The organism is Bosea sp. (in: a-proteobacteria), from assembly GCA_023910605.1.
Lineage (GTDB): Bacteria > Pseudomonadota > Alphaproteobacteria > Rhizobiales > Beijerinckiaceae > Allobosea.
This window is the reverse complement of sequence record JAAVVV010000001.1, coordinates 1493192-1514247: the sequence shown is the minus strand read 5'-3', so window position 1 is coordinate 1514247 and position 21056 is coordinate 1493192. Positions and strand designations below refer to the sequence as shown.

The following is a 21056-nucleotide window of genomic DNA, read 5'->3' as shown; positions in this document are numbered from 1 at the left end:
CTCAGCGCACGGCGGCGAGCAGATATTCGAGGTTGCCTTCACCGCCCGTGATGGGGCTTTCGATCACGCCTGTCACGGTCCAGCCTTCAGCCCGCGCCGCCTCAGCGACCCGAGCGACAGCCGCCAGCCGGGCGGTGGCATCCTTCACCACGCCGTTCTTGCCGATGCGAGCCTGGCCAACCTCGAATTGCGGCTTGACGAGGGCCACCAGGCGGGCGCGCGGCGCAAGCAGCGCGGACAGCGCCGGCAGCACCAGCATGAAGGATATGAAGCTGACATCCGCCACCGCCAGCGCGGCAGGGAATGGCATGGCGGCGGGGCCAAAAGCCCGCACATCCACACCCTCGAAGAGGCTGATGCGCGAATCCGCCCGCAGCGAGGGATGAAGCTGGTCACGGCCTGAATCGATGGCGACGACATGGCTTGCCCCGCGCCTGAGCAGCACATCGGTGAAGCCGCCGGTGGACGAGCCGACATCGAGCGCGACCAGACCTGCCGGATCGATGGCGAAGTGATCGAGCGCGGCGGCGAGCTTGATCCCGCCGCGCGAGACATAAGGATGCGCCGCCTCGGCTGTCATGAGCGCATCAGGTTCGATCAGCGCCGAGGGCTTGAGCACGGGCGTGCCATTGGCGCTGACAAGGCCGGCCTCGATGGCGGCGCGGGCCCGGGCGCGGCTCTCGAAGAAGCCCCGCGCCACCAGAAGCACATCGGCGCGGCTGGCGGCCATGTTCGCGCTCAGGCGCGGCGGGGACGGGCCGCGACAGCGCCCGCAAGCGCCGCCTCGACCTCACGCACGATCCCGCCGGCGTCCAGCCCGGCCGCGGCATACATGCGCTCGGGCTTGTCGTGATCCTGATAGATGTCGGGCAGCGTCATCGTCCGCACGATCAGGCCACGGTCCAGCGCGCCGCCCTTCGCCAGGGCATGGAGCACCTGCGCGCCGAAGCCGCCGATCGAGCCTTCCTCGACGGTGAGCAGCGCCTCGTGATGGCGGGCAAGCCGCAGCACCAGGTCGGAATCGAGCGGTCTGGCGAAACGGGCGTCGGCCACGGTGCAGGACACGCCGCGCTGGGCCAGAAGATCAGCAGCCGCAAGACATTCGGCCAGGCGCGTGCCGAAGGAGAGCAGCGCGACACGGCTGCCCTCGCGCACCACCCTGCCCTTGCCAATGAGAAGCGGCGTGCCACGCTCCGGCACCTCGACGCCGACGCCCTCGCCCCGGGGGAAGCGGAACGCGATGGGACCGTCCTCATAGGCCGCGGCCGTGGCCACCATGTGCGACAGCTCGGCCTCGTCGGCGGCGGCCATCACCACCATGCCCGGCAGGCAGCCCAGATAGGCGACATCGAAGGCGCCGGCATGGGTCGCGCCGTCAGCGCCCACCAGCCCCGCCCGATCGAGCGCGAAGCGCACCGGCAGATGCTGGAGCGCGACATCATGCACGACCTGATCATAGGCGCGCTGGAGGAAGGTCGAATAGATCGCGACGAAAGGCTTGAAGCCCTCGGCGGCGAGGCCGGCGGCGAAGGTGACGGCGTGCTGCTCGGCGATGCCGACATCAAAGGTCCGCGCCGGAAACGCGCGCGCGAAGCGGTCGAGCCCCGTGCCGGCAGGCATGGCGGCGGTGATGGCCACCACCTTGTCGTCGGCGCGCGCCTCCGCGATCAGCGACTGGGCGAAGACATTGGTGTAGCTCGGCGCGTTGGGCGACGCCTTTGCCTGCTCGCCCGTGACGGGATCGAAGCGCACCACGCCATGATACTTGTCGGAGGCAGCCTCGGCGGGGGCATAGCCCTTGCCCTTTTGCGTCACGACATGGACCAGGATCGGCCCGGTCCCGGCATCGCGCACATTGCGCAGCACCGGCAGCAGATGGTCGAAATTGTGGCCATCGATGGGGCCGACATAGTAAAAGCCGAGCTCCTCGAACAAGGTGCCCGCCGTGAAGAAGTTGCGCGACCATTCCTCGGTCTTGCGGGCCTTGTCGTAGAAGAACTTCGGCAGCTTGCACGCCAGTTGCTTGGCGGTCTCGCGCAGCTTGCGGTAGGTGCGGCCCGAGGCGAGGCGCGCCAGATAGGCGCTCATTGCGCCCACTGGCGGGGCGATCGACATGTCATTGTCGTTCAGGATGACGATCAGGCGCGAGTGCATCGCGCCGGCATTGTTCATCGCCTCATAGGCCATGCCGGCGGACATCGCGCCGTCGCCGATCACCGCGATGACGTTGTTGGCGCCGCCGGCGAGATCCCGCGCCACGGCCATGCCGAGGCCGGCCGAGATCGATGTGGAGGAATGGGCCGCGCCGAAAGGATCGTATTCGCTTTCCGACCGCCTGGTGAAGCCGGAGAGCCCGCCGCCCTGACGCAGCGTCCGGATGCGATCGCGACGGCCCGTCAGGATCTTGTGGGGATACGCCTGGTGGCCGACATCCCAGATCAGGCGGTCGCGGGGCGTATCGAAGACATGATGCAGCGCCACCGTGAGCTCGATCACGCCGAGGCCGGCGCCGAGATGGCCGCCCGTGACCGAGACGGCATCGATGGTCTCGCGGCGCAGCTCATGAGCCAGTTGCGGCAGTTCGGCATCCGTGAGGGCGCGCAGATCGGCGGGGGTTCGGATACGGTCCAGCAAGGGCGTCGTGATGCGCGCGGTCAAGTTTCGGTTCCTGTGTCGACCTGGCCTATAGTCGAGATCGGAAACGAAGGGAACGGACTAAAGCGGCGCAGGCTCAACGGCACACTCCCACGGGCTGGCGGCCCCACGTACAGGCGAAGGCCCCGTGGCGGCTGCCCCGGGGCGTTCGCATCCTCTCAACGGCAATCGGAGCGGTTGGTTGCAGGCGCTCAGCGCCCGCGGCCACCCTGGGAAGATTCGCCGCCCTTGCGGCCGGCCTCGGCCGCCAGTTCGGGATCCTTCGAGAAGGACCGCTTCTCGTCCGGCACGCGTTCGCCGCCCTTGCGGCCTGCTTCAGCCGCCAGCGCAGGGTCCTTGGAGAAGGACCGCTTTTCGGCAGGCACGCTCTGGCCGCCCTTGGAAGCGATGTCGCGCTGCTTTGCCTGGTCCATCGAGGCGAAACCCCGATTGCTCGTACCCTTGGTGGAGTTCGGCATTTCTTTCTCCTGTCCTGCTCGTCGACAGCAAAGCCATCGTGGAGAAAAAAACGCGTCAAGGCGGCCCCGGTTCCTGTTTACCATTTTTTGTCATGAGCTTGATGGCGCGCATTCCCGGCGCGGCAGATCACGGCGAAGGGCGCCATGATCCGGTCATGCCAAGCTGAGGCCGCCCGTGGCGCTGGTGCGTCAGGCGCGCATCAGTTCGGCCACATGGACCGCGACCGAGGCGGAAAGCCCTTGCAGGTCATAGCCGCCCTCGAGCAGCGAGACGACGCGGCCACCGCAGCGCCGGTCCGCAATATCCATGACATCGCGCGTGGCCTGGGCGAAATCGCCTTCCGTCAGGTTGAGGCTGGCCAGAGGATCACGCCAGTGGGCGTCGAAGCCGGCGGAAATGATGATGAGATCGGGCTGGAAAGCGTTCAGCCGCGGCAGGATCACGCTGTCGAGCACGGCGCGGAAGGCCTCGCCGCCATCGCCGGCCGCCAGCGCCACATTGAGGATGGTGCCATGCTCGCCGGCTTCGGATGGTGCGCCCGTGCCGGGATAGAGCGGCATCTCGTGCGAGGATATGTAGAGCGTGGAGGGATCGGCCCACAGGATGTCCTGCGTGCCATTGCCGTGATGCACATCCCAATCGAACACCGCGACCCGCTCCGCGCCATGGACAATGCGGGCATGACGCGCCGCAATGGCGGCGTTGTTGAAAAAGCAGAAGCCCATCGCCCTGGCATGCTCGGCATGATGTCCCGGCGGGCGCGTGGCGACGAAGGCGTTGGCGGCGCGGCCCTGCATCACCGCATCGACGGCCGCGACCGCGCCGCCGGCGGCGCGAAGAGCCGCCTCGATGGTGCCGGGCGACATCACCGTGTCGGCATCGATGGCAGCGTGGCCTTCCCCAGGGGCTGCGGCGAGCATCGCGGCAAGATGCCGCTCGGAGTGGCAGCGCAGGATGGGCTCATGCCCGGCCATGGGCGCATCCTCGCGCAGCAGGGGCTGGAAGGCCTCGGCCGACAGCGCGAGCGCGATGGCGCGCATCCGGTCCGCCCGTTCGGGATGGCCCAACGGCGTCTCGTGGGCAAGGCAGGCGGCATGGCTCAACAGCAGCGTCGTCACAACAGCGTCTCCCGCGTTGCACAATGGCCACGCTTCATCTCGAAATGGCTTGTTGACCAGATGATTCGTGGCCGCAGTCAAAAGACTTGGTTAACCCTAAATCATGCATTTTTCAGGGATGTCATACCAGATTCGCAAGCCCGCTTCGCTCGCCCTCATCGCCCTTGCGCTCGGCGCGTGCAGTTTTCGTGGCGTGCCGGATCCTTCTTTCAGCGCGCGTGACACGCAGTACATGTCGCTGGTGCCGACAGCGCCCCTCGACCCGCAGTTCGAGCGCTACGAGGTTGACTACCAGACCAGCGAGAAGCCGGGCACCGTCGTTGTCTACACGGCGGACCGCCTGCTCTACTTCGTGTTGCCGGGAGGCAAGGCCATCCGCTACGGCGTGGGCGTCGGCGACGAGGCTTTCGGCTGGAAGGGCAAGACCGACATCGCGCGCAAGGCGGAATGGCCGAGCTGGACGCCTCCGACCGAAATGCTGCTGCGCTGGCCGCATCTGCGCCATCGCGCCGGCGGAATGGCGGGAGGGCCGGAGAATCCGCTCGGCGCGCGGGCGCTCTACCTCTACCAGGACGGCCGCGACACGCTGTATCGCATCCATGGGACGAACGAGCCTGAATCCATCGGCCGTGCCTCCTCCTCGGGCTGCATCAGGATGCGCAACGTCGATGCCATCGACCTGTTCAACCGGGTCAGCATCGGGGCCAGGGTGATCGTGCTCTAGGGCGCTGGCCCGGCCGGGGAAGCCTCACCCCAGTTCGAGCACGACAATCTCGGGCGGCGCGCCGAAGCGGATCGGGATGCCGCTGGTGCCAAGGCCCGCCGAGACCACGAGATCGCGGCCCTCTTCGCGGATATGCCCGTATGCAAAGCGGCCGCCATACGCCGAAGGCACGTGCGGCGACCAGCCGAGCAGGCGCACCTGTCCGCCATGGGTATGGCCCGACAGGGTGAGCGCCGGCCGCAGCGCCTCCGGCAACTCCGGCATTCGGGCGAAGACATCGGGCTCATGGGCCAGCAGGATGACTGGCGCGCCATCGGCCGCCCGCCCCAGCGTGGCCGGAAGGTCATCGAGGCCGCGATACATGAAGCGGCCGGTTGAGCGGTCATGGCCGAGGCGGAAGGCGAGTTGGTCGCCCAGCCCTGCGATCCAGAACGCATGCCCATCCTTGACGAGGCGCCGGGCCGTGTTCTGCATCACGGAAAGGCCGACATCGTGCAAGGCGCGCTGGGCTTCGGGCTCGCCATGGCCGCGCCGCTGCACCTGCGGATCGTCCCAGAATTCGTGATTGCCCAGCACGGCATGCACGCCGAGCGGTGCGCGCAGCCGCGCCAGCTCCTGGCTCCATTGCGCCATGGAGACGCCATGGACGTTGCGCTGAAGGCGCGTGATGTAATCGCCCAGCAGCACAACCGCATCGGGCTCCAGCGCGTGCGTGGTGTCGACAATCTCTGCAATACGGGCCAGCGGCATGTGCACGCCGCCACTATGCAGGTCGGTGAGCGCGACGAGCCGCAGCCGCAGGCCGGGCGTCCAGCCCGGCGGCGTCAGGCGATGACGGGTGATGGCGAAGGCGCCGCCCGGCTCCATGTAGCGCGCATAGGCGGCGCCACTTGCACCGGTCAAAAAAAGGCCGGCGCCGATCTTGAGGATCGAGCGCCGGGTGACAGTCATGGGTCTCGAATCCAGTGTGCTGTCAGGACATCATTCCGCTTCGGGTCCGAAGCGGAGAATGGCAGGAATATCGCGGGCTGCCGGCGTGGCGCGCACCGATTTGTGCTGGTTGGCGCCGGCCAGGACGGCTGCGATGCCGATGGACCTGAACTGGCGCGCATAAAGATCGCGGGCGGTCACATCGTGGAAGTTCGCGCTCTTGCGCGCGTCGCGGCGTTGAACGGCGCTGGACATGGAAGTCTGACATCCTCTGGTCACGCGCCGGATTGACGCGGGCGATTCCCTAACGGCAGAAGCGGCCAACGGCGCGGCATGAAAATGGCTGAATCGTGGCAGAAGCTGCTTTGAGGCAACGTTCCGGGCACCATGGACCGATGTCCTGAAGGCCCGGTTAACGCTGGGGCATTTGCGCTTCAGGCGTCGCCAGGCTGCGGACCGTCATAACCATCGATGACCAGCATGTCGGTGGCGCAGGCCTTGAGCAGGTGGCGCAGCGCCTCCTGATATTCGGGCGATTCATAGCAGGCCCGCGCCGCCCCCCCGCTGGGAAACTCGATCACCACATTATGCTGGCGGCCCTCGCCCCTGGCGAGGAGATAGGGCCCGCCACGCACGAGGAAGCGGCCGCCAAATCTGGCGAAGGCCGCTGCATTCAGCGAGCGGTAGCGCGCATAGGCGTCCTGATCATGCACATCGAGGCGGGCGATCCAGTAACCCTTGGCCATGGGAGCCTCCCTCAGGCGCCTTCGACGCAGACGATGTCGATATGGCCCGCGCCCTCGCGCAGCTTGCGGGCGGCGGCATATTCAGGCGAGAACGCATAGGCCCTGGCAGCTTCCAGGCTCTCGAACTCCAGCACGACATTGCGGGCGCGGCCCTCGCCTTCGGCGATGGTCATCTGCCCGCCGCGCACGAGCGGCCTGCCGCCATATTGCTGGATGACCTTGCCCGCCTCTGCGGAATACAGCGCCCACTGGCTGGCGTTGGTGACGATGGCGCGCGCGATGACATAGCCCTTGGGCATGGGAAGCTCCGGTGGATCGTGGTGGGGACAGTCTTACGAGACGGCGGCGATCTCGTCCATGATGGCGCTGGCGGCGGCGCGCGGATCTGCAGCGCGGATGATGGGCCGGCCGATCACCATGTGATCGACGCCAGCGCGCAGGGCCTCGGTTGGGGTCAGCGTGCGCTTCTGGTCGCCACTATCGGCGCCCGCAGGCCGGATGCCGGGCGTGACAATGACCATCTGCGGCCTGATGGCCTCGCGCACGATCTGCGCCTCGGCGGCGGAGCAGACGATGCCGTCGATTCCCGTGATCGCGGCCTGCTGCGCGCGCACGCGCACCAGATCGCGCACCGCCATGCGATAGCCCGCATCGTGCAGGTCGCCATCATCATAGGAGGTGAGCGCCGTGACTGCGAGCAGGCGCAGCGCCTTGTCCTGACGCCCTTCAACCGCGCCGCGCATGGTCTGCGGATAGGCATGGACTGTGAGGAAGCTGAGGTTGAGCCGCGACAGCGATTCCACCCCTTCCCGCACCGTGTTGCCGATGTCGTGGAGCTTGAGGTCGAGGAAGACCTTCTTGCCCTCGCGCACCAGTTCTTCGGCCAGGCCGAAGCCGCCGGCGAAGGCGAGGCGATAGCCGATCTTGTAGAAGCTCGCCACATCGCCCAGCCTGTCGACGATGTCATGGGCCTCGCGAAGCGTCGGCACGTCGAGCGCGACGATCATCCGGTCGCGCAGATCTTTCACCACGGCCATGGCGGGCTCTCCCGGCTCATCAAGAACCCCGATGCGTGGAGCACGATTCGGGACCGGTCGTCGAAACAATCCGGCGCGGCAGGGCCGCAGTTACGGAGCGAAGGCTCAGGCCCTGGCCGCCTCCTTCACGAGGCGGGCGATGGTGGCCTGGAAGAAGGCGGCGGTGCGCTCATCCTTGAGATTGCCCGCAGCGTCGAAGGCTTCGCCGGCATTGCCGACGGAGGCCATCTCGGGAATGACCAGCGCGCCCATGCCCAGCTCCAGCACGGTGCGCAGCTGAGTCAGGCCGCGATAGCCGCCAAGGCCGCCCGGAGAGGCTGCGCCCAGACCCACCACCTTGCCGGCGAGGCCGGTGCCCGGGGCGCCCGGCCTGGCCACCGTGGCCCAGTCCAGCGCGTTCTTGAGCTCGGCGGCGTAGCCCGCATTGTACTCGGGCGAGGTGATGAAGAGGCCGGCATGGCCATCGATCAGGTCACGCAGCTTGTGGGCGGGTTCGGGCGCATTGCCGAAGCCGGCGGCGGTGACCATGGGCAGCGGGAAATCGGCGAGCGAGATCAGCGTCGCGGCGCCGCCGGAGGCATTGATGCTGCGCGCGGCCAGCTCCGCCAGCTTGTGGTTGAGAGAGCCGGGACGGGAGGAGCCCGAGAAGACGAGAATCTTGGTCATGAGGAACAGATCCGGTCAGAGGAGGAAAGCGGCGGCCCGGACGGGAGCGCCGAGGCCAGATGGCGGCGGGCCCTGCGGAGGTCAGCCGGAACGTCTTTTTCAACATAGAGAACTGCGGGCCGCCATAAAGACCGGCCAGTGCGAAGCGTTGCTTGCACCGCCGCAAGATCGTATGCGGCAGGAGCGGATCAGCTCTTGCGATAGACCCAGACCCGCGCCGGCGGGATGTTGAGCAGTATCCAGTTCGAGGCGCGAGAGGAGTAGCCGGGACCGCGCTCGGGGATGGGCGGGACAACCGCATAGGTGAACTGGATGAAGGGCGCGCGCCGCGCCATCACGGTGAAGGCCTGATGGAGGAAGCTGCGGCGCTGCTCGGGCGGCTTGGTGAAGAGCGGCAGGCTGGACACGACAGCCGCAGCCGGCGCGGACAGCTTGTCGTGCAGCAGATCCGCAAGCTTGTAGGCATCGCCCTGGATCACGGTGGCGAGCGGAAAGCGCTTCTTCAGGAGTTCGACGAAATCGGGGTTGAACTCCACCAGGACAAGGCGCTCCTGTGCGACGCCGCGGGCGATCAGCGCTTCGGTGACGGGGCCCGTGCCGGGGCCGATCTCGACGATGGGGCCGGGCTCGCGCGGATCAACCTCCCTGGCCATCGCCTTGGCGAGGAACTTGCCCGACGGCATCACCGCGCCGGTGAGCAGGGGCCTTTCAAGCCAGGATTTGAGAAACCTCGTCTCGTCATCGGCCACACGCTTCTTGCGGGGCGGGCGACGATCGACGTTATGGCGCGTGGGTTCGAACACGAAAAACAGCCGCAAAAGATGATCGATCAAAGGCTAGGCATACTCGCTCTGGCGCGCGCGTCAAGCTTGCGCACGGGCGGCGGGAGGGCAGGCTGGCCAGATCAGGCAAGGGTCGGGTTCAGCTCTTGGCGCCGGCGCCGCCGAAACCGTCAAAGAATCCCTTCATCCTGTCGAAGAATCCGGCCGTTTCAGGGTGGGTGTCACCTGAGGATTCCTTCTCGAACTCTGTGAGCAGCTCGCGCTGGCGCCTGTTGAGATTCTGCGGCGTCTCGACCTGGACCTGGATGTACAGATCGCCCATGTCGCTCGAACGCAGCACGGGCATGCCCTTGCGCTTGAGCCTGAACTGCATGGCCGTCTGCGTGCCTTCGGAGATCTTGACCACGGCCTTGGCGCCGTCGAGCGTCACCACCTCGACCTCGCCGCCGAGCGCCGCCTTCGTCATGGAAATGGGAACGCGGCAGAACAGATCCGAGCCGTCGCGCTGGAAGATCTGGTGCGGCTTGACCGAAAGGAAGATGTAAAGGTCCCCCGCAGGCCCGCCCTTGGCGCCGCCCTCACCCTCGCCCGCAAGGCGGATGCGCGTGCCGTCCTCGACGCCGGCGGGAACATTGACCGACAAGGTGCGCTCGCGCACCACGCGGCCTGCGCCGCTGCACGCCTTGCACGGATCGTCGATGATGTCCCCGCGCCCGTTGCAGGTCGGGCAGGTGCGTTCGATCGAGAAGAAGCCCTGGCTGGCGCGCACGCGGCCGTAGCCGCCGCAGGTGGGGCATTGCCGCGGCTTGGTGCCCGGCCTGGCGCCGGTGCCGGAGCAGACCTCGCAGCTGATGGCGGTCGGCACGCGGATCGAGGCGGCCTTGCCCTGATAGGCTTCCTCAAGCGTGATCTCGAGATTGTAGCGCATGTCCGCGCCGCGCTCGCGCCCGCCCTGGCCACGCTGGCGTCCGCCGCCCTGGCCGAAGAACTGGTCGAAGATGTCCGACATGAAGTCGCCGAACTCGGCCCCGCCCGGCCCTGCGCCGCCCCCGCCATTCTCGAAGGCGCGGTGGCCATACTGGTTGTAGGCGGCGCGCTTGTTGGGGTCGGAGAGGACCTGATAAGCCTCGTTGAGCTCCTTGAACTTGAGCTCCGCCTCCTTGTTGCCCGGATTCTTGTCCGGATGGTGCTGCATGGCCAGCTTGCGGAAGGCCGACTTCAGGGCGGAATCGTCCGCGTTGCGCTGCACGCCGAGGACTTCGTAGTAATCACGCTTGGACATCTGGATGGGTGGCCCCCTTCAACGTCATGGCCGGGCTTGAACCGGCCATGACGGTGGCGCGGCATGTAGGCGGAAAGGCTGCCGCGCCCGAACTCAAGCGCTCTTCTTGTGTTCGCCCTTGTCGTCGGTCACGTCCTTGAAGTCGGCGTCGATGACGTCTTCCTTGGCCTTGGCATCGCCGTCGCCCGCGCCGGGTTCGGCGTCCGCAGCGGCCTGCGCGGCATACATGGCCTCGCCCAGCTTCATCGAAGCCTGCATCAGGTCGGTGGTGCGGCTCTTGATGACTTCGAGGTCATCGCCCTGGAGAGCGGCCTTCACCGCGTCGAGAGCTGTTTCGATGCCGGTCTTGTCGGCGGCCGAGACCTTGTCCCCATACTCCTTGAGCGACTTCTCGGTGGAATGGACCAGCGCCTCGCCCTGGTTTCTGGCTTCAACCAGCTCGCGGCGGGTCTTGTCGGTGGCGGCGTTCTCCTCCGCCTCCTTGACCATGCGCTGGATGTCGGCGTCCGAAAGGCCGCCCGAGGCCTGGATGCGGATCTGGTGCTCCTTGCCGGTAGCCTTGTCCTTGGCCGTGACCGAGACGATGCCATTGGCGTCGATGTCGAAGGTGACCTCGACCTGCGGCACGCCGCGCGGCGCGGGCGGAATGCCGACCAGATCGAACTGGCCCAGCAGCTTGTTGTCGGCCGCCATCTCGCGCTCGCCCTGGAAGACGCGGATGGTGACCGCATTCTGGTTGTCTTCGGCGGTGGAGAAGACCTGGCTCTTCTTGGTCGGGATCGTGGTGTTGCGGTCGATGAGGCGCGTGAACACGCCGCCAAGCGTCTCGATGCCGAGCGAGAGCGGGGTCACGTCCAGCAGCAGCACGTCCTTGACGTCGCCCTGGAGCACGCCGGCCTGGACGGCCGCGCCGATCGCCACGACCTCGTCGGGGTTCACGCCCTTGTGGGGCTCCTTGCCGAAGAAGTTCTTCACGATCTCCTGGACCTTGGGCATGCGGGTCATGCCGCCGACCAGAACCACCTCGTCGATGTCTGCGGCCGAGAGGCCCGCATCCTTGAGCGCCTTCTTGCAGGGCTCGACGGTGCGCTGGATGAGATCGTCCACAAGGCTCTCGAACTTGGCGCGAGAGAGCTTCATCGTCATGTGCTTGGGCCCGGAGGCGTCGGCGGTGATGTAGGGCAGGTTGATCTCGGTCTGCGCGGTCGAGGACAGCTCGATCTTCGCCTTTTCGGCCGCTTCCTTCAGGCGCTGGAGGGCGAGCTTGTCCTTCTTGAGGTCAATGCCCTGCTCCTTCCTGAACTCGTCCACCAGATACTCGACGAGACGCATGTCGAAGTCCTCGCCGCCGAGGAAGGTGTCGCCATTGGTGGACTTCACCTCGAACACGCCATCGCCGATCTCGAGGATCGAGACGTCGAAGGTGCCGCCGCCAAGGTCATAGACCGCGATCGTGCCGCTCGACTTCTTGTCGAGGCCGTAAGCCAGCGCAGCCGCGGTGGGCTCGTTGATGATGCGCAGCACTTCAAGGCCTGCGATGCGGCCGGCATCCTTGGTGGCCTGGCGCTGGGCATCGTTGAAATAGGCGGGAACCGTGATGACGGCCTGCGTCACAGACTGGCCGAGATAGGCCTCGGCCGTTTCCTTCATCTTGATGAGGGTGAAGGCGGAAATCTGGCTGGGCGAATAGTCCTGCCCGTCAGCGGTGACCCAGGCGTCGCCATTGCCGGCCTTCTTGATCTTGTAGGGGACGAGCTTGAGATCCTTCTGGGTCATCGGATCGTCATAGGTGCGGCCGATGAGGCGCTTGATCGCGAAGAAGGTCCGCTCGGGATTGGTCACGCCCTGGCGCTTGGCGGGCTGGCCGACGAGGCGCTCGCCATCATCGGTGAAGGCCACGATCGAGGGCGTGGTGCGCGCGCCTTCGGCGTTCTCGATGACCTTCGGCGTCGTGCCTTCCATGACGGCCACGCAGGAGTTGGTGGTGCCGAGGTCGATGCCGATAACTTTTGCCATGGGATGATCCCTTTCGAAGCATGATCCCGGCCGGACCCGAAGCATCCGGCCTGATGGTGTTGCAGTTGAGCGGCGGGAAACGGACTTCAAGCTCCGAGGATCCGTCGCGGCGATGGGCCGGTCCGGCTTCGGATCATGTCGTTGCAGCGCCCCTGCGCGCGATGACCGGCATATGGGGGGAAGCCATTCTGAGCGCAAGATAATCGGCGAACAAACCGCGTCGAAAAAATGGTGGATGGGTGTTGAAGGCCCATTGGCGCTCCGCAGACACGGCAACTTTGTCAGGTTAACGGCGGAGCGCACGGGATAGCTTTGGAGTATGGCTTCTGATTCAACGGGCTCGGATCAGGAGCCCGAACGATGGATCAGATTTTCGTCAAGGACCGGTTGCGCCTTCTGCTGGATCACTTCGGACGCGTCGGGGACCCGCGCGAGAGCTGCAAGGTCAAGTATCCGCTTGCGGAAGTGCTTTTTCTGGTGACCTGCGCGTCTGTCGCGGGTTGCGACGACTATGACGAGATCGCCGATTGGGGCGATGCGCATCTGCCTTTCCTGCGCGAGCATGCCGAGTATTTCTTCGGCACTCCCAAGGAGGATTGGCTGCGGGTGGTGCTGAACCGGATCGATCCGGCGCTGTTTGCGGCCTGCTTCACGGCCTGGGCGACGCAGCTGCGACCGGACGCGGCGGACCTGATCGCGCTGGACGGCAAGACAGCGCGCCGCAGCGGCGAGGCTGGCCGCAGTCTGCCCCCCATCCATCTGGTCAGCGCCTGGGCCTCGACCCAGCGCCTCGTGCTGGCGCAGGAGGCCGTGGACGCCAAGGACAACGAATGCGCCGCCATGCTGGCAATCCTGGAGCGGCTGACGCTCAAGGGCGCGCTCGTCACCATCGACGCCATCGCCACCAACCCGTCCATGGCCAAGGCGATCACGGACAAGGAAGGCGACTATCTTCTGGCCCTCAAGCGCAACCAGCCGACCCTGCACGACGAGGTCGCGGCCTATTTCGACGATCCGGCCACGACAGGGCTCGCCACCAGCATCAGCGTCGACAAGGATCATGGACGCATCGAGACCCGTACCACCACGGTCAGCCATGAGATCGGCTGGCTGGAAGGCGGGCGACGCCATCCCGGCGAGCATCGCTTCCACCGTCTCAGAAGCATCGTGCGAGCCACCACACAAGTCGAACGGCAGGGCAAGACCTCCCGGGAGACGCGGTTCTTCATCTCCTCCGCCCTTCTCACACCCGAACGCGCTGCAACCGCCATTCGCAGCCATTGGGGCATCGAAAGCCTCCACTGGGTGCTCGATGTCGTCTTCAAGGAGGATCAATCACGCCTCAGGCGCGGTCATGGAGCGCAGAACATGGCCCTCGTGCGAAGGCTCGCCTTCAACCTCGTCCGCGCAGGAAAGGGAAACCGCTCCATCAAAACAGCCCGAAAAGCCGCTGGATGGAACACAAACACCCTCGCCCAGATCATCCATGCCTCACCGCGTTAACCTGGACTCGTTGCCCTGGCTCCGCAGAGCCAGCGATTGACGCAAGGCTTTCGCCGTGTCTGAAATCGGTCAGAATGCGGATTCGCTGTTCGCGCGGGCGCTTGCTGCGTGCCGGGCCAAGCGGCCTGCCACCCACCGCAAACCCGGGAAGCTGACGTGTCCCAGACAGAGCCGCAAAGCCCTATCCCGCCCTCGCAAGGCGGCCGTGCGCCGCGCAAGGCGGCCGCGATCCTTGCGCTGGCGCTGGCCATGGGCGTCGCGGGGCTCTCCTCGCCGCTCGCGCAGCCGATGCGCCTGCCCGGCTCGGTGGGCTCGTCTCCGGCAGGAACGCCCGTGGCGCCCCCGGCCGCCGGCGGCCCCGGCGAGCGCCCGCCCGCAGGTTTCCCCACGCCGGCGCGGCCGGCCGCCCCCAGCGCCAAATCCGTCGCCGAAGATTCGGTGGTGGGCCAGGTCCTGCTGCATGAGGGCCGTGCCGGGCGTTTCGTGATGGAGCGCGCAGGGCGCGGCTACGGGCTCCGGTTCCAGGCGGAGGGCTTCCAGCCCGGCAACCTGCTGGAGCCCTGCGGGGTGTCCTTCGGCGAGCAGCCGGTGCCGCTGGAGCCGATGGGCCGGCCCGATGGGCTGCCGCGCTTCCGGCTGCAGTCGAGCGCCTGCCCCATCGTCTTCGACGTGCTGGACAATGCGCTGCTGGTGATCGCGCCGCAGGCGCCCTGCGTGATCGAGGCCGCGCAGTGCCGCATCAACCCGCGTGGGCTCTGGGCGCCTGACGCGCGCGGCCTCACGGCGCTGGCGAAGGAGATCGAGCGCGACCGCGGCCGCGCCGAGTCCCAGGTGCACGAAGGCTTCCGGCTACTGGGCGCCCGCGCCAAAGCAGGCGAGCAGCGTGCCATCGCGCGCGAGCAGGCAGGCTTTTCATCCGAGCGCGAGCAGATCTGCCGTGAGTTCGCGCGTGAGTCCAATCACGGGTTCTGCGCTGCCAAGGTCACCGAGGCGCGGGCCGCCTCGCTGCGCGCGCGCATCCTCGCCACCGAGCCGAAGGCCCGGCGCTGAGACGGCCGCCCGCCGCCATCGGCGCGCCTCAGGCGCCCGACAGGCCTGTCTCCCAGCCCAGTATGGCGCGCTTGCGCGTCAGCCCCCAATGATACCCGGTCAGCCCCCCCGTCGAGCCGAGCACGCGGTGGCAGGGCACCACGAAGGAGACGGGATTGCGCCCCACCGCCGCGCCGACGGGACGGGCAGCGCGCGGCGAGCCCAGTTGCCCGGCTATGGCGCCATAGGTCGTGGCCTGTCCCAGCGGGATCGACAGCAGCGCCTCCCAGACCCTGACCTCGAAATCGGAGCCGATCATCACGACGCGCAGGGGCTGGTCCGCCCGCCATTGCGCGGGATCGAAGATGCGCGCGGCCAGCGGCGCCGTGCCCGGCCCATCCTCGACATAGGCCGCGTTGGGCCAGCGCCGCTGCATGTCGGCCAGAGCGCCGGCGCGTCCGCCGGCCGGCTTGCCGGTATCGGCCGCGCGGCCCGCAGCCGCCTTGTCATCGACCCAGCCGAGCCCCGCAAGCCCCCGCTCCGTCGCCACGATGATGGCCTCGCCGAACGGCGAGGGGTGGTAGCCATAGCGCAAGGCAAGCCCCCGGCCCCCGGTCTTCCATTCGCCGGGGCTCATGGCCTCGTGCGTGACGAACAGGTCATGCAGGCGGCCCGGGCCGGAGAGTCCGAGATCAAGCGAGGCATCCAGCAGGCTGGCGTCCTGCCTGAGCAGCCGCTTGGCCTGATCGAGCGTAACGGCCTGAAGGAAGGCCTTGGGCGTGAGCCCGCACCAGCGGCGGAAGATCAGATGCGTCTCTTCAGTGGTCAGCCCCACCTGCGCGGCGATGGCCTCGATGCCGGGCTGGCGGCGCCATTCCTCGGTGATGAGGGCAAGGATGCGCCGCACGACTTCATAATCGGCCTGGGCTGTGGTGAGGGCCGTGGATGGTGCGAGGTCGGCCAAGCGGGAAAGGGACAGCGACACGGTCATGATCGGGCTCCGCCAGGAAACAACGAGCCTTGTGATAGGCGCTGCGCGCGCTCCGCGACACCCGATTTGCGAGACGGACGCTCAGCCGCCCCTGGCCGTGCGCAGCGCGCCCGAGAAAGCGTCGTGAAAGCTTTCCCGCTCGCCGGGGGACAGGGCGCCCGCGATCGGAACCATCTGCCCGCGCGAAACGACGTTAAGCTTCATCAGCCCGTAATCCTCATCATCCTGGCGCTCGATGCGGGTGAAGAGCGTGTCAAAACGCCACTCCGCGCGCTCGCCCCGGGGCGTGACCTTCGCGAGCATGACCTTGAGCGGGGTCACGGCCACCTCCTCGAAGCCGCGGGCGTCGCGGAAATTCACGCGGAAGGCGATGTAAAGCGCGATGATGTCGAGGCCGAAGAACCCTGCCACGGGCCAGGCCCCGGCGATCATGAACGGAATCGACGAGACGATGCTGGCGATGCAGACAAGCGTCATCACCAGCCGGAAGCCCTGCCGGCCAAGCGACCGGTGCGGCGTGATCACGGCGCTGAAGATCGGCGCCTCGGGGCCGTGCTCAACTGCGGAATTCGGGTGGCGCGCCTGCATCGTCACAGCTTATAGACAAGCCATGCCGCCACGCCAGCCTGCCGCTCCTCAAGCCTCCGTGAACACGCCCAGGGCCGTGCCGTCCAAGGCCGCGCGCCGCCGCGCCGGCCCCGGACCACGGCCCGCAGCCGAGGTGCGCATGCTGTTCGAGCGCTTCCGCGCCCGGAACCCCGAACCCAAGGGTGAGCTCGAATCGGTCAACCCCTTCACGTTGCTGGTGGCGGTGGTGCTGTCGGCGCAGGCCACGGATGCAGGCGTGAACAAGGCGACGCGGCCGCTCTTCGCCATCGCCGACACGCCCGAAAAGATGCTGGCGCTCGGCGAGGACACGGTCCGCGACTACGTGAAGTCCATCGGCCTCTTCCGGACCAAGGCGAAGAACGTGATCGCCCTGTGCGAGAAGCTCATCACCGAGCATGGCGGCGTGGTGCCGCAGACGCGCGAGGCGCTTCAGGCCCTGCCCGGCGTCGGGCGCAAGACGGCCAATGTCGTGCTCAACATGGCCTTCGGCCAGATCACCCATGCGGTCGACACCCATGTCTTCCGCGTCGCCAACCGGCTGCGCATCGCGCCGGGCAAGAACCCTGTCATCGTCGAGATGGGGCTGGAGCGCGTGGTGCCGGACGAGTTCGGCCATCATGCGCACCACTGGCTGATCCTGCACGGGCGTTACACCTGCAAGGCGCTCAAGCCGCTGTGCGGCGCCTGCGTGGTGGCGGATCTGTGCGACAGCCCCGACAAGCGCGCCGGCTGAGGCGTCACCCCATCGCGACCAGAAGCGCGAGGCCGACACCGCCCACGATGATCCGCCAGTAGGCGAAGGGCCTGAAGCCGTAATTCGACACCACATCGAGCAGCTTCTTGACCACGATGAGCCCCGCGAAGAAGGCGGCCACGAAGCCAATCGCGACCAGCACAACGTCATCCACGCTCAACTGCCCGCGGTTCTTGTAAAGATCATAGGCGAAGGCGCCGGCCATGGTCGGCATCGCGAGGAAGAAGGAGAACTCCGCCGCCGCGCGCTTGGAGGCGCCGAGCAGCATGGCGCCCACGATCGAGGAGCCCGAGCGCGAGACGCCGGGCACCATGGCGAGGCACTGGATCAGCCCGATCTTGAGATACATCATCGTCGGAAAGCGCATGGCGTCGTCATGGCGCACCTCAAGCTCGAGGTCGTCGACGACGAGCAGGATGAGCCCGCCCGCAATCAGGGTGCAGCAGACCAGGAACGGGTTGAACAGCACGCCCTTGATGAAGCCATGGAGCAGCGCGCCGATCACCGCCGCAGGCAGGAAGGCAAGGAGGACGCCCGCCACGAAGCGGCGGGAATCCTCGCGCGTCGGCAAGGTCACCGCCACCTTCCACAGCCGGCCGGAATACACGGACAGGATGGCGAGTATGGCGCCGAGCTGGATCAGGACGGCGAAGGTCTTGCCGAAATCATCGTCCCCGATGCCGAGGAAATGGTCGATCAGCAGCAGATGGCCCGTGCTCGAGACGGGGATGAACTCGGTGAGGCCCTCGACAATGCCGAGAAGGAGCGCCTTCAGGTAATCCATGTCCAATCCTTGCAACCCGCCCCTTGACCCGATTCTGTGCAATCGATTCGGATTGTAGGCAAGCCTGCGCGCCTTTATAGCCCTGCCTCGGCCCGCCGATGCGTGCGGGCACAACCCGGGATGGTTCACGCCCCGACTTTATGAACACCGTGTTAACCCGGACAGGGTTTCATGCCGCTCCGCACATCGCCGCCGTCAGGCCAGCCTGATGCGCTCCTCCACACGACCAGACCGCCCATTAAGCGCCCGGACCCATGCCTCGTCTGATCCACGCCCCGTTCTGTCCCCATTCGCGGTTCATCCGCCTCGTCATGGCCGAAATGGGCATGGAGGCCGAACTCACCACGGAACAGATATGGGAGCGCCGCACCGAATTCCTCGCGATGAACCCGGCCGGCACGACGCCCGTGCTCATCGAGGAAGGCACGCTCGTCGTGCCCGAGGCGGACATCATCGCCGAATATCTCGACGAGACCCGCGGGCTGGCGCTGGGCGAGCGGCGCCTGCTGCCCGATCCGCCGGCCGAGCGGGTGGAGGTGCGGCGGCTGACCCATTGGTTCAACCACAAGTTCCACGCCGAGGTTTCAGGGCCGCTGACCCTCGAAAAGATCTCCAAGCGCTTCATGCGCAACGAAGAGGGCGGCGGGCCGCCCGACACGGTGTCGATCCGCGCGGCGCGGAGCAATGTGCGCTACCATCTGCACTATATCGGCTGGCTGATGGCGCGCCGGAACTGGCTGGCTGGGGACCAGATGAGCTATGCCGACCTGGCCGCGGCGGCGCACCTGTCCTGCGTCGACTATCTGGGCGACGTGGCATGGGATGAAAGCGAGGGCGCGCGCGGATGGTATGCGAAGATGAAGTCCCGTCCGAGCTTCCGCGCCCTGCTGTCCGACCGCGTGGCAGGCATGGCGCCGGCCGCCACATACGAGAACCTCGACTTCTGACGCCCGCAGCGCTCAAGCAGGCCGTTCTGGCGAGGGCGAAGCGCGAGGGCTTCGCGGTGATGCGCGTGACCCGGCCCGATGCGATCCCGGAGGCTGCCGGGCGGCTGGCCCGCTGGCTCGACGCAGGCCACCACGGCAGCATGGACTGGATGCATGACCGCGCGGACTGGCGGGGCGATCCGGCGAAGCTCTGGCCGGAGGCGCGCTCCGTCATCATGCTCGGCATGTCCTACGCGCCGGATCATGATCCGCTGGCGGCGCTGGAGAGGCGCGATCGCGCGGCGCTGTCGGTCTATGCCGCGCGGCGCGATTATCACGACATCATCAAGGGCAAGCTCAAGACCGTGGCCGGAGCGCTGGCGCCTGCCGATGCAGGCGTCAAGGTGTTCGTGGACACCGCGCCGGTGATGGAGAAGGCGCTGGCCCAGGCGGCCGGCATCGGCTGGCAGGGCAAGCACAGCGTTCTCGTCTCGCGCGAGCACGGCTCGTGGCTGTTCCTGGGCGCGATCTTCACCACTGCGGAGCTGCCGGCTGACGAGGCCGGGGCGGACCATTGCGGCTCCTGCCGCCGCTGCCTCGACATCTGCCCGACCCACGCCTTTCCCGAGCCTTACGTGCTCGATGCCCGGCGCTGCATCGCCTATCTCACCATCGAGCATGCCGGCCCGATCGCCCGCGAGCTGCGCGAGGGCATCGGCAACCGGGTCTTCGGCTGCGATGACTGCCTCGCCGTGTGCCCCTGGAACAAGTTCGCCGCAGCCTCGCGCGAGGCGCGGCTGGCGCTGCGGGCGGATCTGCTCACCCGGCCGCTGCGGGAGCTGGCGGCGCTCGACGACGCCGCCTTCCGCGCGCTGTTCGCGGGCACGCCGATCAAGCGCACCGGGCGAGACCGGTTCGTGCGCAATGTGATGATCGCGCTGGGCAATTCAGGCAGGCTTGACCTGACCGATTGCGCGCGGGACGGCCTTGGCGATGCGTCGCCTCTGGTGCGCGGCATGGCGGTCTGGGCGCTGGCCCGCCTTGCGCCCCATGAGGCGCGCCGCCTCGCCACCGATGCGATGGCGCGGGAGGCCGACAGCGACGTGCGGGCCGAGTGGCAGGCCGCGCTCGAAGGCGGCGCCCCGATGCAGGAGACGATTCGATGAGGCTGATGGTGCTCGGGCTGGGCTATTCGGCCGAGGCGTTCGTGCGGCAGGGCGGGCCGCTGTTCAGCCATGTGGCGGCGACCGTGCGTTCACCGCAGAAGGCCGAGGCGCTGCGGCGGCGCGGCATCGAGGCCCATGCCTTCGATGGCGGCGCCGCCGACAACGCGCTTGTGGCGGCGATCGACAGGGCCGGGGCGCTGCTTGTTTCGATTCCCGCCGAGGATGGGGGCGACCCTGCGCTGGCGGTCCTGAGTGAGGCCATCGCCGCGGCGCGACAGCTTCGCTGGATCGGCTATCTCTCCACGGTCGGGGTCTATGGCGACCATCAGGGCGCCTGGGTCGATGAAGGCTCCGCCCTCAGGGCCGCCAGCCGGCGCGGGCTGAACCGGATCGCGGCAGAGCAAGGCTGGCTCGACCTGGGCGCGGCCGCAGGCAAGCCAACGCAGATCTTCAGGCTGGCAGGCATCTACGGGCCGGGCCGCAACCAGCTTGTCGGGCTGCGCGGCGGCACGGCGCGGCGCATCGTCAAGCCGGGTCAGCTGTTCAGCCGCATCCATGTCGAGGACATCGCCGGCGCCTGCCTTGCAGGGCTCGCACGGCCGGACCGGGGGCGGATCTGGAATGTGGCCGATGACGAGCCGGCTCCGCCGCAGGATGTCGTCGCCCACGCCGCAGCGCTCCTGGGCATCGCCCCGCCTCCCGAGGAGCCGTTCGAGACGGCGGAGCTATCGCCAATGGCGCGCTCCTTCTATCTCGACTCGCGCCGCGTCTCGAATGAGCGGCTCAGGACGGCGCTGGGCTACCGGTTCCGGTTCCCGACCTATCGCGAGGGGCTCAAGGCCCTGTTCGAGGCCGGCGAAGGGCGTTGAGAGGCCCGGC

Annotated in this window: 23 protein-coding genes; 7 read left to right on the top strand and 16 right to left on the bottom strand. The window is 67.5% G+C overall.

Going from position 1 to position 21056, the window contains the following annotated elements; translation table 11 throughout:
- Nucleotide 1: 1 nt before the first annotated feature.
- The 4 genes from HEQ16_07380 to HEQ16_07365 all read right to left on the bottom strand — a co-directional run bounded on the left by HEQ16_07380 (nt 2) and on the right by HEQ16_07365 (nt 4232).
- Complete coding sequence (locus HEQ16_07380; GenBank protein MCO4053861.1) at nt 2-730, bottom strand: TlyA family RNA methyltransferase; 729 nt, start codon at nt 728-730, stop codon at nt 2-4.
- An 8-nt stretch (nt 731-738) separates the two neighbouring features.
- Entirely contained in the window at nt 739-2658 is a 1920-nt protein-coding gene (gene dxs, locus HEQ16_07375) for a 1-deoxy-D-xylulose-5-phosphate synthase (GenBank protein ID MCO4053860.1), read from the bottom strand.
- 188 nt (nt 2659-2846) lie between these two features.
- On the bottom strand, nt 2847-3113 hold the full coding sequence (locus HEQ16_07370) for a general stress protein (protein MCO4053859.1): 267 nt from the start codon (nt 3111-3113) through the stop codon (nt 2847-2849).
- Nucleotides 3114-3302: 189 nt separating this feature from the next.
- Nucleotides 3303-4232, bottom strand: coding sequence for a histone deacetylase family protein (locus tag HEQ16_07365; protein MCO4053858.1), 930 nt, complete (start codon nt 4230-4232; stop codon nt 3303-3305).
- Nucleotides 4233-4350: 118 nt separating this feature from the next.
- Between HEQ16_07365 and HEQ16_07360 the strand changes: the two genes are divergently transcribed.
- Nucleotides 4351-4956, top strand: coding sequence for a L,D-transpeptidase (locus HEQ16_07360; GenBank protein ID MCO4053857.1), 606 nt, complete (start codon nt 4351-4353; stop codon nt 4954-4956).
- A gap of 24 nt (nt 4957-4980) precedes the next feature.
- Here the strand turns inward: HEQ16_07360 and HEQ16_07355 are convergent, their stop codons facing one another.
- The 9 genes from HEQ16_07355 to dnaK form a co-directional block, all read right to left on the bottom strand.
- Nucleotides 4981-5907, bottom strand: coding sequence for a metallophosphoesterase (locus tag HEQ16_07355; GenBank protein MCO4053856.1), 927 nt, complete (start codon nt 5905-5907; stop codon nt 4981-4983).
- 30 nt (nt 5908-5937) lie between these two features.
- A complete protein-coding gene (locus HEQ16_07350; protein MCO4053855.1) occupies nt 5938-6141 on the bottom strand; it encodes a hypothetical protein in 204 nt (67 codons plus the stop codon).
- 179 nt (nt 6142-6320) lie between these two features.
- Entirely contained in the window at nt 6321-6632 is a 312-nt protein-coding gene (locus HEQ16_07345; GenBank protein MCO4053854.1) for a DUF1330 domain-containing protein, read from the bottom strand.
- An 11-nt stretch (nt 6633-6643) separates the two neighbouring features.
- Nucleotides 6644-6931, bottom strand: coding sequence for a DUF1330 domain-containing protein (locus HEQ16_07340; protein MCO4053853.1), 288 nt, complete (start codon nt 6929-6931; stop codon nt 6644-6646).
- A 33-nt stretch (nt 6932-6964) separates the two neighbouring features.
- Entirely contained in the window at nt 6965-7669 is a 705-nt protein-coding gene (gene pyrF / locus HEQ16_07335) for an orotidine-5'-phosphate decarboxylase (GenBank protein MCO4053852.1), read from the bottom strand.
- 105 nt (nt 7670-7774) lie between these two features.
- Nucleotides 7775-8335, bottom strand: a complete 561-nt coding sequence (locus HEQ16_07330) for an NAD(P)H-dependent oxidoreductase (GenBank protein ID MCO4053851.1) — start codon at nt 8333-8335, stop codon at nt 7775-7777.
- Nucleotides 8336-8523: 188 nt separating this feature from the next.
- The gene (locus tag HEQ16_07325; GenBank protein ID MCO4053850.1) at nt 8524-9018 is read right to left on the bottom strand and encodes a methyltransferase domain-containing protein; all 495 of its coding nucleotides are present in this window, start codon (nt 9016-9018) and stop codon (nt 8524-8526) included.
- Nucleotides 9019-9256: 238 nt separating this feature from the next.
- A complete protein-coding gene (dnaJ, locus tag HEQ16_07320) occupies nt 9257-10399 on the bottom strand; it encodes a molecular chaperone DnaJ (protein MCO4053849.1) in 1143 nt (380 codons plus the stop codon).
- Between the two features lie 93 nt (nt 10400-10492).
- Entirely contained in the window at nt 10493-12415 is a 1923-nt protein-coding gene (gene dnaK, locus HEQ16_07315) for a molecular chaperone DnaK (GenBank protein ID MCO4053848.1), read from the bottom strand.
- Between the two features lie 360 nt (nt 12416-12775).
- Here dnaK and HEQ16_07310 point away from each other — a divergent pair, with 360 nt between their 5' ends.
- Together HEQ16_07310 and HEQ16_07305 are read left to right on the top strand one after the other, a co-directional pair.
- On the top strand, nt 12776-13918 hold the full coding sequence (locus HEQ16_07310; GenBank protein ID MCO4053847.1) for an ISAs1 family transposase: 1143 nt from the start codon (nt 12776-12778) through the stop codon (nt 13916-13918).
- Between the two features lie 156 nt (nt 13919-14074).
- Nucleotides 14075-14968, top strand: coding sequence for a hypothetical protein (locus tag HEQ16_07305; protein ID MCO4053846.1), 894 nt, complete (start codon nt 14075-14077; stop codon nt 14966-14968).
- 28 nt (nt 14969-14996) lie between these two features.
- Here the strand turns inward: HEQ16_07305 and HEQ16_07300 are convergent, their stop codons facing one another.
- Both HEQ16_07300 and HEQ16_07295 read right to left on the bottom strand, forming a co-directional pair.
- Nucleotides 14997-15938, bottom strand: coding sequence for a methylated-DNA--[protein]-cysteine S-methyltransferase (locus HEQ16_07300; protein MCO4053845.1), 942 nt, complete (start codon nt 15936-15938; stop codon nt 14997-14999).
- Nucleotides 15939-16019: 81 nt separating this feature from the next.
- Nucleotides 16020-16415 (bottom strand): DUF2244 domain-containing protein, encoded by a 396-nt coding sequence (locus HEQ16_07295; GenBank protein MCO4053844.1) that lies wholly within the window; start codon nt 16413-16415, stop codon nt 16020-16022.
- Here HEQ16_07295 and nth point away from each other — a divergent pair.
- The gene (gene nth, locus HEQ16_07290) at nt 16399-17280 is read left to right on the top strand and encodes an endonuclease III (GenBank protein ID MCO4053843.1); all 882 of its coding nucleotides are present in this window, start codon (nt 16399-16401) and stop codon (nt 17278-17280) included. The two genes, HEQ16_07295 and nth, sit on opposite strands and share 17 nt — an antisense overlap.
- A gap of 4 nt (nt 17281-17284) precedes the next feature.
- Here nth and HEQ16_07285 read toward each other — a convergent pair whose 3' ends face one another.
- Complete coding sequence (locus HEQ16_07285) at nt 17285-18091, bottom strand: undecaprenyl-diphosphate phosphatase (protein MCO4053842.1); 807 nt, start codon at nt 18089-18091, stop codon at nt 17285-17287.
- 248 nt (nt 18092-18339) lie between these two features.
- Here HEQ16_07285 and HEQ16_07280 point away from each other — a divergent pair, with 248 nt between their 5' ends.
- Genes HEQ16_07280 through HEQ16_07270 form a run of 3 tightly spaced genes read left to right on the top strand, consistent with a single transcriptional unit; the run spans nt 18340 to nt 21046 of the window.
- Entirely contained in the window at nt 18340-19032 is a 693-nt protein-coding gene (locus HEQ16_07280; protein MCO4053841.1) for a glutathione S-transferase family protein, read from the top strand.
- A complete protein-coding gene (queG, locus tag HEQ16_07275) occupies nt 18930-20177 on the top strand; it encodes a tRNA epoxyqueuosine(34) reductase QueG (GenBank protein MCO4053840.1) in 1248 nt (415 codons plus the stop codon). The genes HEQ16_07280 and queG overlap by 103 nt, the downstream gene beginning before the upstream one ends.
- The gene (locus HEQ16_07270) at nt 20174-21046 is read left to right on the top strand and encodes an SDR family oxidoreductase (protein ID MCO4053839.1); all 873 of its coding nucleotides are present in this window, start codon (nt 20174-20176) and stop codon (nt 21044-21046) included. The genes queG and HEQ16_07270 overlap by 4 nt, the downstream gene beginning before the upstream one ends.
- Nucleotides 21047-21056 lie beyond the last annotated feature (10 nt).